15 protein-coding genes and 1 CRISPR repeat array (1 of these 16 cut by a window edge) are annotated in these 15,453 nt (G+C 57.7%); of the genes, 6 read left to right on the plus strand and 9 right to left on the minus strand.

Annotated features, from left to right (window positions below; translation table 11 throughout):
* Positions 1–1,872: a CRISPR direct-repeat array (repeat unit 28 nt; unit sequence GTTAGCTGCCGCCCAGGCAGCTCAGAAA) (it extends 5,138 nt beyond the left edge of the window).
* A gap of 70 nt (positions 1,873–1,942) precedes the next feature.
* Together R3F64_RS09295 and R3F64_RS09300 are read right to left on the minus strand one after the other, a co-directional pair.
* Positions 1,943–2,245: a hypothetical protein gene (locus R3F64_RS09295; protein ID WP_085917645.1), complete on the minus strand. Its 303-nt coding sequence runs from the start codon at positions 2,243–2,245 to the stop codon at positions 1,943–1,945.
* Positions 2,246–2,313: 68 nt separating this feature from the next.
* Positions 2,314–3,249, minus strand: a complete 936-nt coding sequence (locus R3F64_RS09300; protein WP_268902101.1) for an alpha/beta hydrolase — start codon at positions 3,247–3,249, stop codon at positions 2,314–2,316.
* Positions 3,250–3,365: 116 nt separating this feature from the next.
* On the opposite strand from R3F64_RS09300, the gene R3F64_RS09305 reads away from it, so the two are divergent.
* Positions 3,366–4,400, plus strand: coding sequence for an acyltransferase family protein (locus R3F64_RS09305; protein ID WP_332611050.1), 1,035 nt, complete (start codon positions 3,366–3,368; stop codon positions 4,398–4,400).
* On the opposite strand, the gene R3F64_RS09310 is transcribed toward R3F64_RS09305, so the two are convergent.
* Entirely contained in the window at positions 4,397–4,969 is a 573-nt protein-coding gene (locus R3F64_RS09310) for a hypothetical protein (protein WP_332611052.1), read from the minus strand. The genes R3F64_RS09305 and R3F64_RS09310 overlap by 4 nt on opposite strands.
* 538 nt (positions 4,970–5,507) lie before the next feature.
* Here R3F64_RS09310 and glnA point away from each other — a divergent pair.
* From glnA to ntrC, 4 genes are all read left to right on the plus strand, one after another.
* The gene (gene glnA / locus R3F64_RS09315) at positions 5,508–6,914 is read left to right on the plus strand and encodes a glutamate--ammonia ligase (RefSeq protein ID WP_085917649.1); all 1,407 of its coding nucleotides are present in this window, start codon (positions 5,508–5,510) and stop codon (positions 6,912–6,914) included.
* 80 nt (positions 6,915–6,994) lie between these two features.
* The gene (locus tag R3F64_RS09320) at positions 6,995–7,525 is read left to right on the plus strand and encodes a DUF4124 domain-containing protein (RefSeq protein WP_332611054.1); all 531 of its coding nucleotides are present in this window, start codon (positions 6,995–6,997) and stop codon (positions 7,523–7,525) included.
* 206 nt (positions 7,526–7,731) lie between these two features.
* On the plus strand, positions 7,732–8,790 hold the full coding sequence (gene glnL, locus R3F64_RS09325) for a nitrogen regulation protein NR(II) (RefSeq protein ID WP_085917702.1): 1,059 nt from the start codon (positions 7,732–7,734) through the stop codon (positions 8,788–8,790).
* The gene (ntrC, locus tag R3F64_RS09330; RefSeq protein ID WP_085917650.1) at positions 8,787–10,217 is read left to right on the plus strand and encodes a nitrogen regulation protein NR(I); all 1,431 of its coding nucleotides are present in this window, start codon (positions 8,787–8,789) and stop codon (positions 10,215–10,217) included. Before glnL ends, ntrC begins: the two co-directional genes overlap by 4 nt.
* A 22-nt stretch (positions 10,218–10,239) precedes the next feature.
* Here ntrC and R3F64_RS09335 read toward each other — a convergent pair whose 3' ends face one another.
* The 5 genes from R3F64_RS09335 to R3F64_RS09355 form a co-directional block, all read right to left on the minus strand.
* A complete protein-coding gene (locus R3F64_RS09335) occupies positions 10,240–10,416 on the minus strand; it encodes a DUF6435 family protein (protein WP_139839340.1) in 177 nt (58 codons plus the stop codon).
* Between the two features lie 90 nt (positions 10,417–10,506).
* Positions 10,507–11,055, minus strand: coding sequence for a YqiA/YcfP family alpha/beta fold hydrolase (locus R3F64_RS09340; protein ID WP_085917651.1), 549 nt, complete (start codon positions 11,053–11,055; stop codon positions 10,507–10,509).
* A 7-nt stretch (positions 11,056–11,062) separates the two neighbouring features.
* Entirely contained in the window at positions 11,063–11,194 is a 132-nt protein-coding gene (locus tag R3F64_RS09345) for an entericidin A/B family lipoprotein (protein ID WP_085917652.1), read from the minus strand.
* 692 nt (positions 11,195–11,886) lie between these two features.
* Positions 11,887–12,426, minus strand: coding sequence for a phosphatase PAP2 family protein (locus tag R3F64_RS09350; protein ID WP_264825331.1), 540 nt, complete (start codon positions 12,424–12,426; stop codon positions 11,887–11,889).
* Positions 12,389–13,552 carry a glycosyltransferase family 4 protein gene (locus R3F64_RS09355; protein ID WP_264825332.1) on the minus strand — a complete coding sequence of 388 codons (1,164 nt, stop codon included), beginning with the start codon at positions 13,550–13,552 and terminating at the stop codon, positions 12,389–12,391. The genes R3F64_RS09350 and R3F64_RS09355 overlap by 38 nt, the downstream gene beginning before the upstream one ends.
* A gap of 185 nt (positions 13,553–13,737) precedes the next feature.
* On the opposite strand from R3F64_RS09355, the gene R3F64_RS09360 reads away from it, so the two are divergent.
* Complete coding sequence (locus tag R3F64_RS09360) at positions 13,738–14,403, plus strand: SDR family oxidoreductase (protein WP_264825333.1); 666 nt, start codon at positions 13,738–13,740, stop codon at positions 14,401–14,403.
* Here R3F64_RS09360 and R3F64_RS09365 read toward each other — a convergent pair.
* Positions 14,389–15,453 (minus strand): sn-glycerol-3-phosphate import ATP-binding protein UgpC, encoded by a 1,065-nt coding sequence (locus tag R3F64_RS09365; protein WP_309782934.1) that lies wholly within the window; start codon positions 15,451–15,453, stop codon positions 14,389–14,391. The two genes, R3F64_RS09360 and R3F64_RS09365, sit on opposite strands and share 15 nt — an antisense overlap.

A 15,453-nucleotide genomic window follows, 5' to 3' on the forward strand; every position in this document is an offset into this window, starting at 1 on the left:
GCTCAGAAAAGCAACAACAGCATGACCGCCAAGCTGATCGAGTTCGCTGCCGTGCAGGCAGCTCAGAAATCAGCGCATGGCAAACGTTCGACTCGCAATCAGTTCGCTGCCGTGCAGGCAGCTCAGAAAATTACGAAAAGGGTATAGCTGCCACTTTCAAGGTTCGCTGCCGTGCAGGCAGCTCAGAAAACGAAATGGTCGCCGAAATGGTCACCGCCGTGGTTCGCTGCCGTGCAGGCAGCTCAGAAATCGATGACCTGCTGGCCATGTACGACGCCGTAGTTCGCTGCCGTGCAGGCAGCTCAGAAAAGCGCCAGCCGTGTAATAGCTCTCCAGCAACGGTTCGCTGCCGTGCAGGCAGCTCAGAAAAAGAATGAGAAGCCCTTGGCAGTATGGGGCTTGGTTCGCTGCCGTGCAGGCAGCTCAGAAATCATGCTCGTTACTGCTACGTGAGAGTGCAATGTTCGCTGCCGTGCAGGCAGCTCAGAAAAGATAGAGTTGAAGCAGTGGCTTGTGTCCGCTGTTCGCTGCCGTGCAGGCAGCTCAGAAATCTGTGACGCTAGGCGGCTTGGGAATTTGCCGGTTCGCTGCCGTGCAGGCAGCTCAGAAACCACGGCGTTTTAAGCTCTATAACGGTGTGAAGTTCGCTGCCGTGCAGGCAGCTCAGAAATGGAGCAGCTGGCGTTTTTAGAAGCGGCTGGGGTTCGCTGCCGTGCAGGCAGCTCAGAAACAAAAACGGCGGGCTACAGACAGCGCTTGAAGCGTTCGCTGCCGTGCAGGCAGCTCAGAAAACAAAGTAATCGATAAACCTGGTCAGCTTGTCGTTCGCTGCCGTGCAGGCAGCTCAGAAACATTACCGGCGGCCGCCGCAGCCGCCTTGCCAGTTCGCTGCCGTGCAGGCAGCTCAGAAACAATAGCCTCTTGAGACATGCCCAATCGTAATGTTCGCTGTCGTGCAGGCAGCTCAGAAATAAGCGAGCACAAAAGCGAATTTTTCCGCGACGTTCGCTGCCGTGCAGGCAGCTCAGAAAAAGGCAGAAAACAGCGAGGCGATGGCGAGGACGTTCGCTGCCGTGCAGGCAGCTCAGAAAAGGCTGCCGGTTTCGATATCAAGGACACCACGGTTCGCTGCCGTGCAGGCAGCTCAGAAAAGAAGTCTCGCCCACTGTGCTGGACTAACAAAAGTTCGCTGCCGTGCAGGCAGCTCAGAAATTTGAGCGCATCTCGGCACAACACCCCGATATGTTCGCTGCCGTGCAGGCAGCTCAGAAATCGAAGCGATCAACGTAATCGCCCGAGTTGTCGTTCGCTGCCGTGCAGGCAGCTCAGAAAACGTAGCACCAGGATCGCGCGCCGACCATCGGGTTCGCTGCCGTGCAGGCAGCTCAGAAAGTGTCGGTAAGAACGAGCCGCTGTATCACTACGTTCGCTGCCGTGCAGGCAGCTCAGAAATTCCGCCAAGCAGGTCGCCAGTTCAACTGGAGGTTCGCTGCCGTGCAGGCAGCTCAGAAAAGGAACTGGTTATAGAAGGCTGCGGCGGCTTGGTTCGCTGCCGTGCAGGCAGCTCAGAAAGAGATCAAAACCGGTGAGCGGGACAGGTTCTTGTTCGCTGCCGTGCAGGCAGATCAGAAAACAACTAACACGGTGAGATTCTACGAAATCACGTTCGCTGCCGTGCAGGCAGCTCAGAAATGAGCGTGTCGGGTGGATCGTCGCCGGTTATCGTTCGCTGCCGTGCAGGCAGCTCAGAAAGAGGGCACCAGCCGCTTCGGCGATGATGAGGGGTTCGCTGCCGTGCAGGCAGCTCAGAAATTCACTGAACAGTCGACCCGACAGCCCAACTCGTTAGCTGCCGCCCAGGCAGCTCAGAAATGGAAGAAGCGGTCCATCGACTCGACCGTACCGTTCGCTGCAGCCCAGGCAGTCTACCAAGGAATAAAACTCACTCCTCAGGACTCGGCTCCATGGCACGCTTGTCGTCAGGGAGGCGGACGATGTCGCCTTTGTGGAGCTTGCCGTGGCTGTCCAGGCGCTGGCCCTGGGGGCCAATGATCGCTACCACCGGGCCGATGCTTACCGCTTCGTCTTCCTGGTAGCTTTGCACGTCGACTCGAACCGAACAGCCCTGGTAGCGGGCGGAGATGATATCACCGGTATGCGGTCTGGCGTCGTGGTTGGGATCCTGGGCGTAATGGTGCGCAACGCTGGCGCTGCCTGGCATATCCCATTCAATGTGCCGATGCATAGAAAACTCCTTCTTCGTGGTGCGTTGCAAGCAACAAAGATAAATATCGTTATATTAGCGTAGCTTACTTATTCGCTACTTTCGCCCTGGTTAGGCTGTCCGACGTGTTGAAACATGAAGTTAAGCGCTGCGGGCAGACTGGCCCGCCAGACTCTCCAGGTATGGCCGCCGGGGTAAAGGTCCATATGCACTGAGGTAGGTTGAATCTTTTCCATGGCCTGGCGCAGTTGCCGGGCGTGAAACTCGGCGTCATATACATCACTGCGCCCTGCGCTGATATACATGGGAACGTGGGGCACGTCGCTATGCTCTTCCAAGGGGCGAGGCGTCACTTTGATGCGGTAATCTTCAAGGTGCGCGGTGTAGTTCAACTGCTGCCAAAGCTGGCGGTCGAACTCGCCCTGCTCGTCAAGAAAGGCAGGGTGACGGTTGGCAGAGGAGTTGTTGGGTGGAAAAGGCACATAGCTCGCGGGACTGAGCGCGGCGACGGCCGCGAAAAGGTCGGGGCGCTCCAGGGCGAAGTTAATCGCGCCAAAACCGCCGGCCGAGAGCCCACCCACGCCGCGCATCGAGCGCTCGTCGCCTACACGGTAGTGGTTTTCCACATGGGGCATGAGGTCGTTGAAAAAGGCACTGCGGGCCGCTTCGTTATGGCCATCGACCCACCAGCTGCGGCTGCCGGGCATGATGAAGACGCTGGGCGGAATGTGCCCGGCACGAATCAACCGGTCAGCGGTCTGCTGCAAATTGCCCTTGGCCAGCCAGTCGCGTTCGTTACCAAACGAGCCGTGCAGGAGGTAAACCACAGGGTAGACGGTGTTGCTGTTTTCAGCATAGCCATCAGGCAGGTAAACCGTGTAGGGGTAGGGGTTGCCCAACGTCGGCGAATCGAAATGGTGTCGCTCCACACTGCTGGCGAGGGCGGTTGAAGTGGCCGCCAACAGCCCCGCGAGTAAACCAAACAGGCTGATGAACCCGAGCCGCCAAAGTGGGCGTTTCCTCATGAGCACCTCGTCTGTCGGGAATTCTCGTGTTCTAACGGGGTCGGACAACTCACGGGGTGGGATGTTCAAGACGCTAATGCGTCGGCGTCGCGCAACACAACGTGGCGGGAGGGTTCATGCAGAAAGTGGAAGAAATCTTTTGGCTTAGAGCTTACGGCTGTATAGCCGTTTTTTTATTCCACTTGATGGACCAGGTCAACAAGTACGTCGACAACCTCGTTACTGATTTCATGCGTATCCCCCTGGTATTGGGGACGCCGATTTTCCTGTTTATTTCGGTGTTCGTCTTTGCCGTTCGCTACGATAAAGCGGTGCCTGAAGGGTTCATACGCCAGCGGGTCAAATACGTCATGCTGCCGTATTTCGTTTATGGATTTATCTATTCAACGGCGGAGTGGGCGAAAAGGGGGGCAGAAGGTGACCCGGTCAACTTCTGGGCCAATGCCGTTGAGTATTTTGTTTATGCCGGCTGGCACGGTTACTTCCTGATCATTGCGATGCAGTTTTATGTCGGTTATTGGCTGTTTACCCGCTTGCGCCTCTGGCGAGTCAACCCGGTACCGTGGTTGTGGCTATCCTGCCTGATCAGCATGGCCTACTGGGGAACGGCGTACTGGCAGGGCGTCAATCCGCCGGGGTATCTGCTCTGGGTGGCGCCGCTGGGCTGGCTTTACCTGTTTTTCCTGGCGTTGGTGCTCGTGCGTTACTACCCGCTGGCCCCTAATGGCATCAAAGCCCAGCGACCGCAGTGGATGAAGTATCTGGCCCACCCGGCCTGCCTGGGCCTGTTTGTACTTGGGCTTGGTGTGGCAACACTTGCCCACCTGCCGGCCTTTACATCAAAAGAGGTCTGGGTCATTCCGTTCTTTGTGTTGTTTACGCTCTGCGCCACACGTCAGCTCAAGGGCTATACGGCACCGAATTGGGTCCGCCAGATCAATGTGTATTCGTTTGGCATCTATCTGGCGCATCCGATGTTTTTCATCGCCACCGACCTGATCATCGCGCCTTTATCGCTGCCCATCGTGGTTTACGCCGTAATGCTTGCGTTGGTGAGCATGACGGGTTGTATCGTGCTAAGCAAGGTGGTCAATACATCCAGAATCGGGGCGATGATGTTTGGCAAGAAACTGAATGTGGCCTTGCACTAGGCAGCCCCTGGCGAGGTGGTGGCATTGTCGTTGGTCAACGTATGAATGCGGGTGGGGCAGGCATGCAGTCGTTGCAGGAAGTCGTGCAGGGCGCTGCGGTCAAGGTCGGGGTCGAAGCCGCCCAGGCGCTCCAACCACGTCCGTCGAACCGCTATGTAGGGCGGCGATTGTAGCGCTGAGGCTAAAAAGCGTTGTAACAGGCGTGCGGGAAAGGTGGGCTCACTGGGGCCGAGCGCGACGGCATCCACGCCGTAGCTATCCAGCATGGGAAACATTGCCACCCAGAGGGTCACCGGCAGGGCCTTGGCGTGGATGGCAAACACCAGCCATTCGGCCTGACTGGTGGCGGCCGCATGGTTCAGCCGCGCACCCAGCGCGGTGCCCGGCAGGGTGGTGCAGTGGGCAGCGAAGCGTTGCTCCATCAGGGTTAACCGGGGGTCACGGAGCAAACTGGTTATCTGCAGTGTGAAAGCGGGATGGTCGGCGGCTGCTAGGTGAATGTTGCGTAAATGGCGGGGCAGTTGGGCACCCGTTACGCTGGTGTCGATAATAAAGCAGACCGACTTCATGGGTTGCCCTCCGGTCTATGTGTCTGGTTTTTGCTTATTGTAACTGATTGTGTATAAAAGTTTACTATAGTCTCTACCGTTTGGCGCGCAAGTAAATTAAGCGGGTGGATTTGGCTGTAATATCGAGTGCACCTCTATGGTGCAATTAAGTCCGTTCTTGCTTATTTGTGGTGCAATAGTTGGCGGCATCGGGTTTTGAATGGACGTTTATGCCTGATATGCAACATGAAGTGGCACCAGAGTGATTTTTAAAGTCATTTAAAAACAACTATTTGCCATTATTTTATGCCATATTGGTGCAAGATTGGCACGCAACCTGCATTATTTGCGGTAGCGGCTAGTAGGTCATAGGCAAATCGCCTGGCGGCGTGCTACAACATTAGCCGGTTTCTATCGCTAGACGTTCTGTTGATGGCAACGGACAAACGTTGAGTGAATAAGCAAGGCAGGCGTGCCATGATGCACGCGACATGTCGAACAACATTTATTGGTAGCTTACTGTCATTAGCTTTAAGCCACGCTCATACCGGAGGACACTATGTCAGCCAAGACTCTCGCGCTAATTGAAGAGCATGATGTTAAGTGGGTAGACCTGCGTTTCACCGACACCCGCGGTAAAGAGCAGCACGTGACCGTGCCTGCCCGCGATGTGGACGAAGAGTTTTTCGAAAACGGTCAGATGTTTGATGGTTCGTCCATCAACGGCTGGAAGGGCATCAACGAATCCGACATGATTCTGCGCCCCGAAGATGGCACTGCCTATCTCGATCCCTTCACTGAAGATGCCACGCTGGTATTGCGCTGTGACATTATCGAGCCGGCCACCATGCAGGGCTATGACCGTGACCCACGCTCCATTGCCAAGCGCGCCGAGGCGTACCTGCAGTCAACCGGTCTTGGCGACACGGCTTTCTTCGGTCCTGAGCCCGAGTTTTTCATCTTTGACGAAGTCCACTGGAAATCCGACATCCAGGGCGCCATGTACAAGATCACGTCTGAAGAAGGTGCATGGGCCACGGACAGCCAGGTAGAAGGTGGCAATCTGGGCCACCGTCCGCGTGTTAAAGGCGGCTACTTCCCGGTTCCACCGGTCGACAGCTTCCACGATATCCGTGGTGCCATGTGTAACACCCTGGAAGCGATCGGCCAGTCGGTAGAAGTTCACCACCACGAAGTTTCCAACGCTGGTCAGAACGAAATCGGTGTGAAGTTCAACACGCTGGTGAAGAAAGCCGACGAAGTTCAGGAAATGAAGTATGTGATCCACAACGTGGCGCATGCCTACGGCAAAACGGCAACCTTCATGCCGAAGCCGCTGGTGGGTGATAACGGTTCGGGCATGCACGTTCACCAGTCGTTCTGGAAGGACGGTACCAACCAGTTCGCAGGCGACGAGTACGCGGGTCTCTCCGAAATGGCGCTTTACTATATTGGCGGCATCATCAAGCACGCCCGTGCCCTGAACGCCTTCACCAACGCTTCTACCAACTCGTACAAGCGCCTGGTACCGGGTTTCGAGGCACCGGTCATGCTGGCTTACAGTGCCCGTAACCGTTCGGCATCCATTCGTATTCCGTACACGGCCAGCCCGAAAGGCAAGCGTGTTGAAACCCGCTTCCCTGACCCGACGGCCAACCCGTACCTGGCTTTTGCGGCGATGCTGATGGCCGGTATCGACGGCATCAAGAACAAGATTCACCCTGGCGACGCCATGGACAAGAACTTGTACGACCTGCCGCCGGAAGAAGGCAAGTCGGTACCCACCGTGGCAAGCAGCCTGGATCAGGCGCTGGAAGCGCTGGACACCGACCGGGCCTTCCTGACCGAAGGTGGCGTGTTCACCGACGAAATGATCGATGCCTACATCGAACTCAAGATGGAAGACGTGGAGCGGATCCGCATGACCACGCATCCGGTCGAGTTTGATATGTATTATAGCTGCTAACAACAGCGGCTAATCTCACCTATGTGGTGCAGATGATCCTAAACCCCGCCACGGCGGGGTTTTTTAGTTGAGGGGGACGCATGTTGCGCAAGGTGTTAATGGCGCGGACCAAAGGCTGGGGCATCGGCCTTGGTCTGGTGCTGGCCGTATGGGTGGATGTTACGGCTGCATCATCAACCGTCTATCGAGTGGTCGATGAACACGGCAATGTCACCTTTTCCGACACCCCGAGCGAGGGTGGGGAAGCGCTTGAGCTGGCGCCGTTGCCTGGATTGCCAAGCGAATACGCCGAGAGGTTCGATGAGCCACCGGCCACCTCACCTGGCCAGCCCTTCATGCCTTACGACCGCTTCCAGATTCGCTCGCCAAGCGATGGCGCCGAGGTGGGTGCCGACACGCCGGTAATGCTGAGTATTAGCCCCCGGTTACGTGATGATCATCGGGTACAGCTGCGGGTGAATGGCAAGCTTAGCCAGTCGGCGCTGCACAGCGATGTGTTCTGGTTGGCAAACTTGCCCGCCGGTCGGCATCGGCTTCAGGCTGAGCTATTGGATAGCCATGGGCGACGGCAGCACCGCACAAACACGGTGACGATTGTGGTGGCAGAATAGCGCCAATGCGCCATTATGGTGCATGTGGTCGCTGGAAGCGTCGATGACCTGCGCTAAAACGACTCGCCATGCACCGCCACACGGCGCAAGTGCCGTGCAAATCAGCACGCTGGCCCATTTGGCGCGCTTTTTGCAGTTCTCTCTACATCTTTCCAGCGGAAGGCTGACCCAAGATAATGGACGAGGCGACTTTGCAAGACACCACCATGCACCAGCGTTTACTTGAACACCTCACCACGGCGGTGCTGCTGCTGGACGGCCGCCTCAATGTGTGCTGGATGAATCCTGCCGCAGAGGCGTTGTTTGCCGTTAGCCTCAGCCGTGTGCGGGGAATGAGCCTGGACGAGATGCTGGGCGGTGATGAAAGCATCGATGAGGTGTTGGCCAAAGCCCGCGATGCGTTTCATCCCTTTACCCAGCGTGAGGCGCGCATTACGCCGCTGAATCGCGATCCGCTCACCGTCGACTATACGGTAACCCCCCTGTCCGACACGGAACTGTTGCTGGAGGTCGAGCCCCGCGACCGGCTGATGCAGATTTCCCGCGAGGAGGCGCTCACCACCCGCCAGGAAACTATCAAGGTGCTGGCGCGCGGCCTTGCTCACGAAGTCAAAAACCCGTTGGGTGGTATTCGTGGCGCGGCGCAGTTGCTTGAACGCGATCTGGATAACCCGGCGCTGCGTGAATTTACCCATATCATCGTCGAAGAAGTTGACCGGCTACGGGACATGGTGGATTCCATGCTGGGGCCCAATTACATCGTCAAACACGAGCCGGTCAATATTCACAAGGTGCTCGAACGTGTGCGTTCATTGCTGATCGCTGAGCACCCGTGGGTCGATATTCAACGGGATTACGATCCCAGCCTGCCGGACCTGTTCGGCGATGAAGCGCAGATGATCCAGGCGGTGCTGAATGTGGCCCGCAATGCGGTTCAGGCCATGGGCGATGCCGAGACGCCGACACCGACGCTGGCGCTGCGCACCCGTGCGCGCCGCCAGTTTACGTTGGGCGCCGAGCGGCACCGCCTGGTCAGCGAGGTGGGCATTATCGACAATGGCCCCGGCATTCCCGGCTCCCTGCAAGAAACCCTGTTTTATCCGATGGTCTCGGGCCGTGCCGAAGGCAGCGGGCTTGGACTGTCGATCGCCCAATCAATTTTGCACCAACATCAAGGACTGATCGAATGCGACTCACGCCCAGGGCGCACCGAATTTCGTTTATTGATTCCCTTGGTTATTAATGTCACCGGAGAAGCGTCATGACAGAGCCTGCCCGTAATGATGTTGCGCGGGTCGTCATTGTTGACGATGACCGTGCGATTCGCTGGGTACTTGAACGTGCGCTGGCGCAACCCGATCTCGAGGTTGAATGTATCGAGCGTGCCGACACGGCCCTTTCCCGCTTGCTCGAGAGTCCGCCGGATGTCCTGGTTACCGATATTCGCATGCCGGGAATTGATGGCCTGGACCTGATGGCCCGGGTACGCGAGGCCCACCCCGATTTGCCGGTGATCGTGATGACCGCGCATTCGGACCTGGACAGCGCCGTGGCGTCTTATCAAGGCGGCGCCTTCGAATATCTCCCCAAGCCGTTTGACGTGGATGAGGCGCTGGCGCTGGTGCGTCGTGCCATTGCCCATGCGCGCGAACGTCAGCGCCCGGTCACGGTGCCGGAGGGACTCAACGCGGAAATTATCGGTGAAGCCCCTGCCATGCAGGAGGTTTTCCGGGCGATCGGGCGTTTGTCTCATTCGCATATTACCGTGCTGATCAATGGCGAGTCGGGCACCGGTAAAGAACGTGTTGCCGAGGCGCTACATCAGCACAGCCCGCGCCAGGGCAAGCCGTTCATTGCGCTGAACATGGCGGCGATTCCGCGGGACTTGATCGAGTCCGAGCTGTTCGGCCATGAGAAAGGGGCCTTTACCGGTGCCACTTCACAGCGTCAGGGGCGCTTTGAGCAGGCCAATGGCGGCACGCTGTTTCTGGATGAAATTGGCGATATGCCGGCTGAAACCCAGACGCGGTTGCTGCGCGTACTGGCCGACGGCGAGTTCTATCGCGTGGGGGGGCATACGCCGACAAAAGTCGACGTGCGGATTATCGCGGCCACCCACCAGAACCTTGAATCACTGGTCGACGATGGGCGCTTCCGGGAAGACTTGTTTCATCGCCTGAACGTCATTCGCATCCACTTGCCGAAGCTGGCCGAGCGCCGTGAGGATATCCCCAGGCTGACGAGTCACTTTCTGGCCGAGGCGGCCAAAGAGTTGTCCACGGATGTGAAAGTGCTGACCCCCGAAGCGGAAGCACATCTGACCCGCCTGCCCTGGCCGGGCAATGTTCGCCAGTTAGAAAACATCTGCCGCTGGCTGACGGTGATGGCCTCGGGACGTGAAGTGCTGGTAGAAGATTTGCCCGCGGAATTGCGCGCACCCAGCGCCTCTGAGTCAAGTGCCCACGGTGACTGGCGGAGCGCTTTTCGCGATTGGGCGGATCACGCCCTGGCAGAAGGCCACACCCATTTGCTGGAAGAGGCCGTGCCGGATTTCGAACGCATCTTGATAGAAACCGCGCTCAAGCACACCGGCGGGCGTAAGGGCGAGGCCGCAGAATTACTGGGCTGGGGGCGCAATACGTTGACCCGCAAACTGAAAACGCTGCTGCCTGCGCTGGCGGCGGACGAGTAGCGCAAGCCGCAATGAGCTTACGTTACTTGCCTTCTTGTTTCAGGCGTTCTATTTCAGCGAGCAGCGCATCGGCTTCCTCCGTCAAGGTGGCATTTGCCCGCATGTCACCGTTGCGTGATGCCTCCATGGCGGCTTGCAGCTTGCGTTCGTAGTCTTGCTGTAGCTTCTTTTTGGGGTCGCGCTTGAAAAGGCCAAACATGGACGCTCTCCTTCTGTGTGTACATTGTTTGTACACCCTTGGAGAGTGTTTGTCTAATGCTGCGACACCTTTACTCCTTACCTTTAGCGGCTAGCGGCGTGAACAGGCGATTGTACTGGCGTGCAGGACGGCGCTGCATCGCATCAGGAAGGCGTCAAAGTCGCTGAGCAAGGTGTCAAGGCTTTCGTGGAGGCGGTGATCGTCGTCCAGCATGCGCAACGACAGGCGCTGCCGTTCGGCCCAGTCAATGACCGGGCGAGGGGGAATCACGTCATCCTGCCAGCCGTGAATCACGTGAGTGCAACTGGCTTGGAGCGTGGGGGCGGTTTCCGGATAATGCGGTAGACCAATGGCCGGGGCCAATAAAAAGCAGCCCAGTACGGGCTGCTGTGAACTGACCGCTGCACTTAGCCAGCCACCCAGGCTTGAGCCGGCAAAGACGCAGCACTCAGGGTTGTCACCCCGCGCCGACAGCGTCGCCAAAAGATGCTTTAGGCGTTGCTGGGGGTCGGGTTGGTCTCGATAATCCATCACGACGGCCTCGCAGTCGTCGAGCTTTTCGGCAATGCCTTTCAGCGCCTGCATTTTCAATGCGCCGGGGCCGCTTTCCAAGCCATGTGATAGGTAGACCGTTAGCATAATGTCGTTAACTCGCTGATTGTTGAATAGCTTCTCCACCTTGCTCGATGTCTTCACCCGCCCCGCGAATGGTATTGCAACCGCTCACTAACAGTAAGATGGTGATGCTAAGAATGCCAAGAGCTGTCATGCGTTTCATAGAAGCTTCCTTTCAGGTGGTCACCCCCTTCAAGGGGGTATTAGCTAGACTAGCAAACGTTAGCCATTTAGCGACACTGGCAGTATGTACCTCTTTATCCTAATCACCATGCTATTTTGTCGCATGTGTCATTACGCCACATTTTTTGTGTGCCGTCGTCGCCGCAAATGAACCCTTTGGCATTTATTTAAGATATTGTTTTAATTGGTTTTTTAATTTTTTTAAGCGAAGTTGGCCTGATGCCTGCCTCATTAGGTGTGTATGCGAAATGATAAGGAAGCTTGTTTATTCGCATTGATTAAAGTCACGGTCACAAAGGTCAAATCATTGGGTTCAGAAACGTTGTTATGCAGGTAAAGTCGTTACGTAGGAAAGGTTGATCTCGTGTTGGAAGGTAATGGGAAGCTGGTCAGTCAAAAGGTAATAGGTTGGAAGGAAAAGTAGCAGAGAGGTAAGCAGTAGAAAGGTAAGCAGTAGAAAGGTAAAGCGGGTCAGGGGAGTGTCACGGCAGTAAAAGGAAGGCAGGAAGCCCGAGTGATAATGAATGGAACATTCAAAGGAATGGGCACTCTCCGTTTTAGCATAAGGAGGCGCTAAACATCAGTGTCATGGAATGACGACGATGCGAAATTACCACCTTGTTCCGGCGAGGTGGTTTTTTTGCGTCTAATCGATGCCTTATCGCTCCCCGACTAGCCCATCAGGTAAAGGCTGAGCAGCGCAAAGCCATAGCCCATGGCGGCGCCGGCAATCACATCGCTTGTGTAGTGCAGGCCCAGGCCCACCCGGGATATCGCAATCAGTACCGACAGGGGAATGACCACTGGCAGTAACCACGGCGTGTGGGCGGCGACCAGCACGCTGAACATCACGGCGTGCATGGTATGCCCGCTGGGAAAGCTATAGCGATCCCGGGCCGGTGCATTGCACTGAATACCGCTGCGATAAGTGATATACGGCCGCTCACGGCACAGGCGGGTTTTCACCAGCCGGTAAATGGCGATGGCGACGCTGGCAATCAGGGTGTACTGCAGCACTCGCCAGGCGCCGTCAGGCTGCAGCCAGGGTTGCGCTAGGATCAGTAGCACCCAGACCGGCCAATCACCCAACCGGCTGGCAGCCTGGAGTGTCATGCGCCAGGGCCGGTAGAGCGATAGGCGCGATACGCGCTGGCAAAACTGCCATTCCAGCAAATCAAGACGATCGAATACGACGAGGGGGCGGGGTCGCATGATAAGCCTCCTGGGCCTTTTGAAGATAATCAAGAAACTGCCGGGCAATGCCCGCCCAGCTTTGCTCAAGGGCTTTCAGCCGGGCGAGGCGGCTGTACTTGGCATAGTCCGCCGGGTGTTGGCAGAGGGTCACCGCCGCCTGACTAAAGGCCGCCGAGTCGTTGATGGGCACGGTAATGCCGTTGTAGCCGCTCTGGATCAGCTCGGCGCTGGCCGCGTGCCGATAGGCCACCACGGCGAGCCCGCTGGCCATGGCCTCACTGACCACGTTGCCCCAGGTTTCGGAAAGCGAGGGGAAGATGAACAGGTCGGCGCTTGCGTAATGCCGGGCAAGCGCGTCGGGATCAATAAAACCGGTAAAATGGACATCCGGGAGCGCGCTTTCAAGCTGGGCCTTTGCCGGGCCATCGCCCACGATAACGTGGGCCATGTCCGGGCGGACGTTGCGCATGGCGTGATAGGTTTCCTGTAGCAACGCGAGGTTTTTTTCGGCGGCGAGCCGCCCGACATAAAGCGCCACCGGCTGATGGTCGTTAACGCCCCAGGCACGACGTAATTCAGGGTCGCGGTGGGCAGGGGAAAAACGCTCACCATCGATGCCGCGTGACATCACCGCGACGTCGTGGATGCCTTGCTGGCGAAGTTGACTGGCCTGCAGTTGGGTAGGCACCAGGGTTAACCCGCAACCGTTATGGAAATAACGCAAATAGCGGCGGGTGGCCGAGGCGAGCCAGGGAACGCCGTAATCGCCACAGTAATGATCGAAATTGGTGTGCCAGCCCGCCACCAGCGGAATGCCCATCTGCCGTGCTGCCAAGCGTGCCGACCAGCCCAGCGGGCCTTGGGTGGCCAGGTAAACCACATCGGGGCGCTGCTCTTTCCAGAACTTGCGCAAAGTCGCGGGGCGACAAAAGCCTACCTGAACGTCGCGGTAGCCCGGGATGGCAAAGCGCGGTACCTGTAGCTCGGCCCGTGCGTGAGTTGCCTTGGCGGCAAGCGGGGGCTTTGGCCGAATCACATCAATAAGAACCTGATGGCGGTCAAGCTCGCGGCTAAGCCGACTCAAGGTGTGTGCGACACCATTGATTTCCGGTGCCCATGTTTCGCTGACGATGCAAAGCCGCATGTGCGATCCGCCCTCTTGTCTATTTACAGAGCAGTTTGGACGACAGGGATGACATGCCTAAGACAGGCAGGTGAATAAGCGATGACAGCAAGGCGTCTGTCAGCGTTTAAAGGAGGCCCGCCTAAGGGTTGTGCAAGGATGTACGATGTAGCCGTGATGCATGCTCCAAAAATGGGGAGTTACAGATGAAATCAACGGTGTTAATCACGGGGGCCAACCGGGGTGTCGGGCTGGCGCTGGCAGAGCACTATTTTGATGAAGACTATCGCGTTATCGGCGTTTGCCGGCAGTCATCCGACGCGCTGGACCGCGTGGCGGATCAGGTGATCGAGTCGACTGATGTCACTCAGACTGATGATGTCATAAGCCTTGCCGAGACCCTGAAGGGCCAGTCGCTGGACTTGCTGATCAACAATGCCGGGTTGCTGCGCGATGAATCCCTGGGCAGTCTTGATTTCGACAGTATCCGCGAGCAGATGGAAATCAACGCCTACGCGCCGCTGCGGGTGGCCGAAGCGCTGCTGCCGTTGCTCAAGCAGGGCAGCAAGATCGCCAATATCACCAGTCGCATGGGCTCCATCGCGGATAACGACTCGGGCGGTCGTTATGGGTACCGTGCGTCCAAGGCGGCGCTCAACGCCTTTGGCAAATCGCTGGCGATGGATTTAAAACCCCGCGGCATTGCCGTGGCCCAACTGCACCCCGGCTATGTGCAAACGCGCATGGTGAATTTTGGCGGGTTTATCAGCCCGCAGGATGCCGCGCTGGGTATTGCCGCGCGGATTGAGGAATTGACCCTCGATAACAGCGGCGGGTTTTGGCACAGCAACGGCGAGTCACTCCCCTGGTGATGACGTGCGCTGCCCCGTGGCACTGTCAAAAGGGTGCAGCGCGTCGCGGGGCACGTAGAACCGAAGGGTTTCGCCCTCGGCCACTGGCGGCTGGCCGGAGACGCGGATGACCATGGGCTGGTCACTGTCGGCAAGGTTCGCATACAGGTGGCTTTCGGCTCCGGCGGCCTCAAACAGCGCAAGCGTTGAGTCGATGGTTAGGTGAGGCGCTGTGGGCGGCGTTAAGTGCATATCATCCGGGCGAATGCCGACGATATCGGTGCCTTCTGGCAGGTTATCCAGCAGGCCGTTGCCACCTTTAGCCTTCAGGTAGTCCACCGGCAGCATGTTCATGGCGGGGGAGCCGATAAACCCGGCCACAAACATGGTGGCGGGGCGGGCGTAGATCTCCATGGGCGTGCCCACCTGCTCGATCTGCCCGGCGTTCAGCACCACCAGGCGGTCACCCAGGGTCATGGCTTCCAGTTGGTCGTGGGTCACGTACAGGCTGGTGGTCTTGAGGCGCCGCTGGAGCTGCTTGATTTCCACCCGCATCTGCACGCGCAGCTTGGCGTCCAGGTTCGAGAGTGGCTCGTCGAACAGGAACGCGGCGGGGTCGCGGACCAGGGCGCGGCCCATTGCCACCCGCTGGCGCTGGCCGCCGGATAGCTTGCGTGGTTTGCGATCCAGAAACGCCTCGATCTCGAGCATTTGGGCGGCAACCCAGACGCGTTTTTCTATGTCGTCTTTTTTAAAGCCCCGGTTCTTCAGGCCGTAGGCGAGGTTGTTGTACACCGTCATATGCGGGTAGAGCGCGTAGTTCTGAAACACCATGGCGATGTCGCGTTCGGCGGGTTCGAGCGTGTTCACCACTCGCTCGCCGATTTTGAGAGTGCCCTCGGTGATGGTTTCAAGCCCCGCCACCATGCGCAGCAGCGTGGATTTGCCGCAGCCGGAGGGCCCCACGAGCACTACAAATTCACCATCTTCGATGTGTAGGTCGATGCCTTTGACGGCGTGCACATCGCCGCTATAGGTTTTCTTCAGCCCTTCCAGGGTAATGCTGGCCAT

Origin of the sequence: Halomonas sp. 5021, assembly GCF_036663435.1 — a bacterium.
Taxonomy (GTDB): Bacteria; Pseudomonadota; Gammaproteobacteria; order Pseudomonadales; family Halomonadaceae; genus Vreelandella; species Vreelandella janggokensis.

Bases quoted from the DNA above. Each gene is read 5' to 3' on its own strand.
- R3F64_RS09340 (WP_085917651.1), bottom strand. From the start codon at position 11,055: ATGCTAACGGTCTACCTATCACATGGCTTGGAAAGCGGCCCCGGCGCA.
- R3F64_RS09360 (WP_264825333.1), top strand. From the start codon at position 13,738: ATGAAATCAACGGTGTTAATCACGGGGGCCAACCGGGGTGTCGGGCTG.
- R3F64_RS09335 (WP_139839340.1), bottom strand. From the start codon at position 10,416: ATGTTTGGCCTTTTCAAGCGCGACCCCAAAAAGAAGCTACAGCAAGAC.
- R3F64_RS09310 (WP_332611052.1), bottom strand. From the start codon at position 4,969: ATGAAGTCGGTCTGCTTTATTATCGACACCAGCGTAACGGGTGCCCAA.
- ntrC (WP_085917650.1), top strand. From the start codon at position 8,787: ATGACAGAGCCTGCCCGTAATGATGTTGCGCGGGTCGTCATTGTTGAC.
- glnL (WP_085917702.1), top strand. From the start codon at position 7,732: ATGCACCAGCGTTTACTTGAACACCTCACCACGGCGGTGCTGCTGCTG.
- R3F64_RS09350 (WP_264825331.1), bottom strand. From the start codon at position 12,426: ATGCGACCCCGCCCCCTCGTCGTATTCGATCGTCTTGATTTGCTGGAA.
- R3F64_RS09345 (WP_085917652.1), bottom strand. From the start codon at position 11,194: ATGAAACGCATGACAGCTCTTGGCATTCTTAGCATCACCATCTTACTG.
- R3F64_RS09320 (WP_332611054.1), top strand. From the start codon at position 6,995: ATGTTGCGCAAGGTGTTAATGGCGCGGACCAAAGGCTGGGGCATCGGC.
- R3F64_RS09300 (WP_268902101.1), bottom strand. From the start codon at position 3,249: ATGAGGAAACGCCCACTTTGGCGGCTCGGGTTCATCAGCCTGTTTGGT.
- R3F64_RS09295 (WP_085917645.1), bottom strand. From the start codon at position 2,245: ATGCATCGGCACATTGAATGGGATATGCCAGGCAGCGCCAGCGTTGCG.
- R3F64_RS09365 (WP_309782934.1), bottom strand. From the start codon at position 15,453: ATGGCCAGCATTACCCTGGAAGGGCTGAAGAAAACCTATAGCGGCGAT.
- R3F64_RS09305 (WP_332611050.1), top strand. From the start codon at position 3,366: ATGCAGAAAGTGGAAGAAATCTTTTGGCTTAGAGCTTACGGCTGTATA.
- glnA (WP_085917649.1), top strand. From the start codon at position 5,508: ATGTCAGCCAAGACTCTCGCGCTAATTGAAGAGCATGATGTTAAGTGG.
- R3F64_RS09355 (WP_264825332.1), bottom strand. From the start codon at position 13,552: ATGCGGCTTTGCATCGTCAGCGAAACATGGGCACCGGAAATCAATGGT.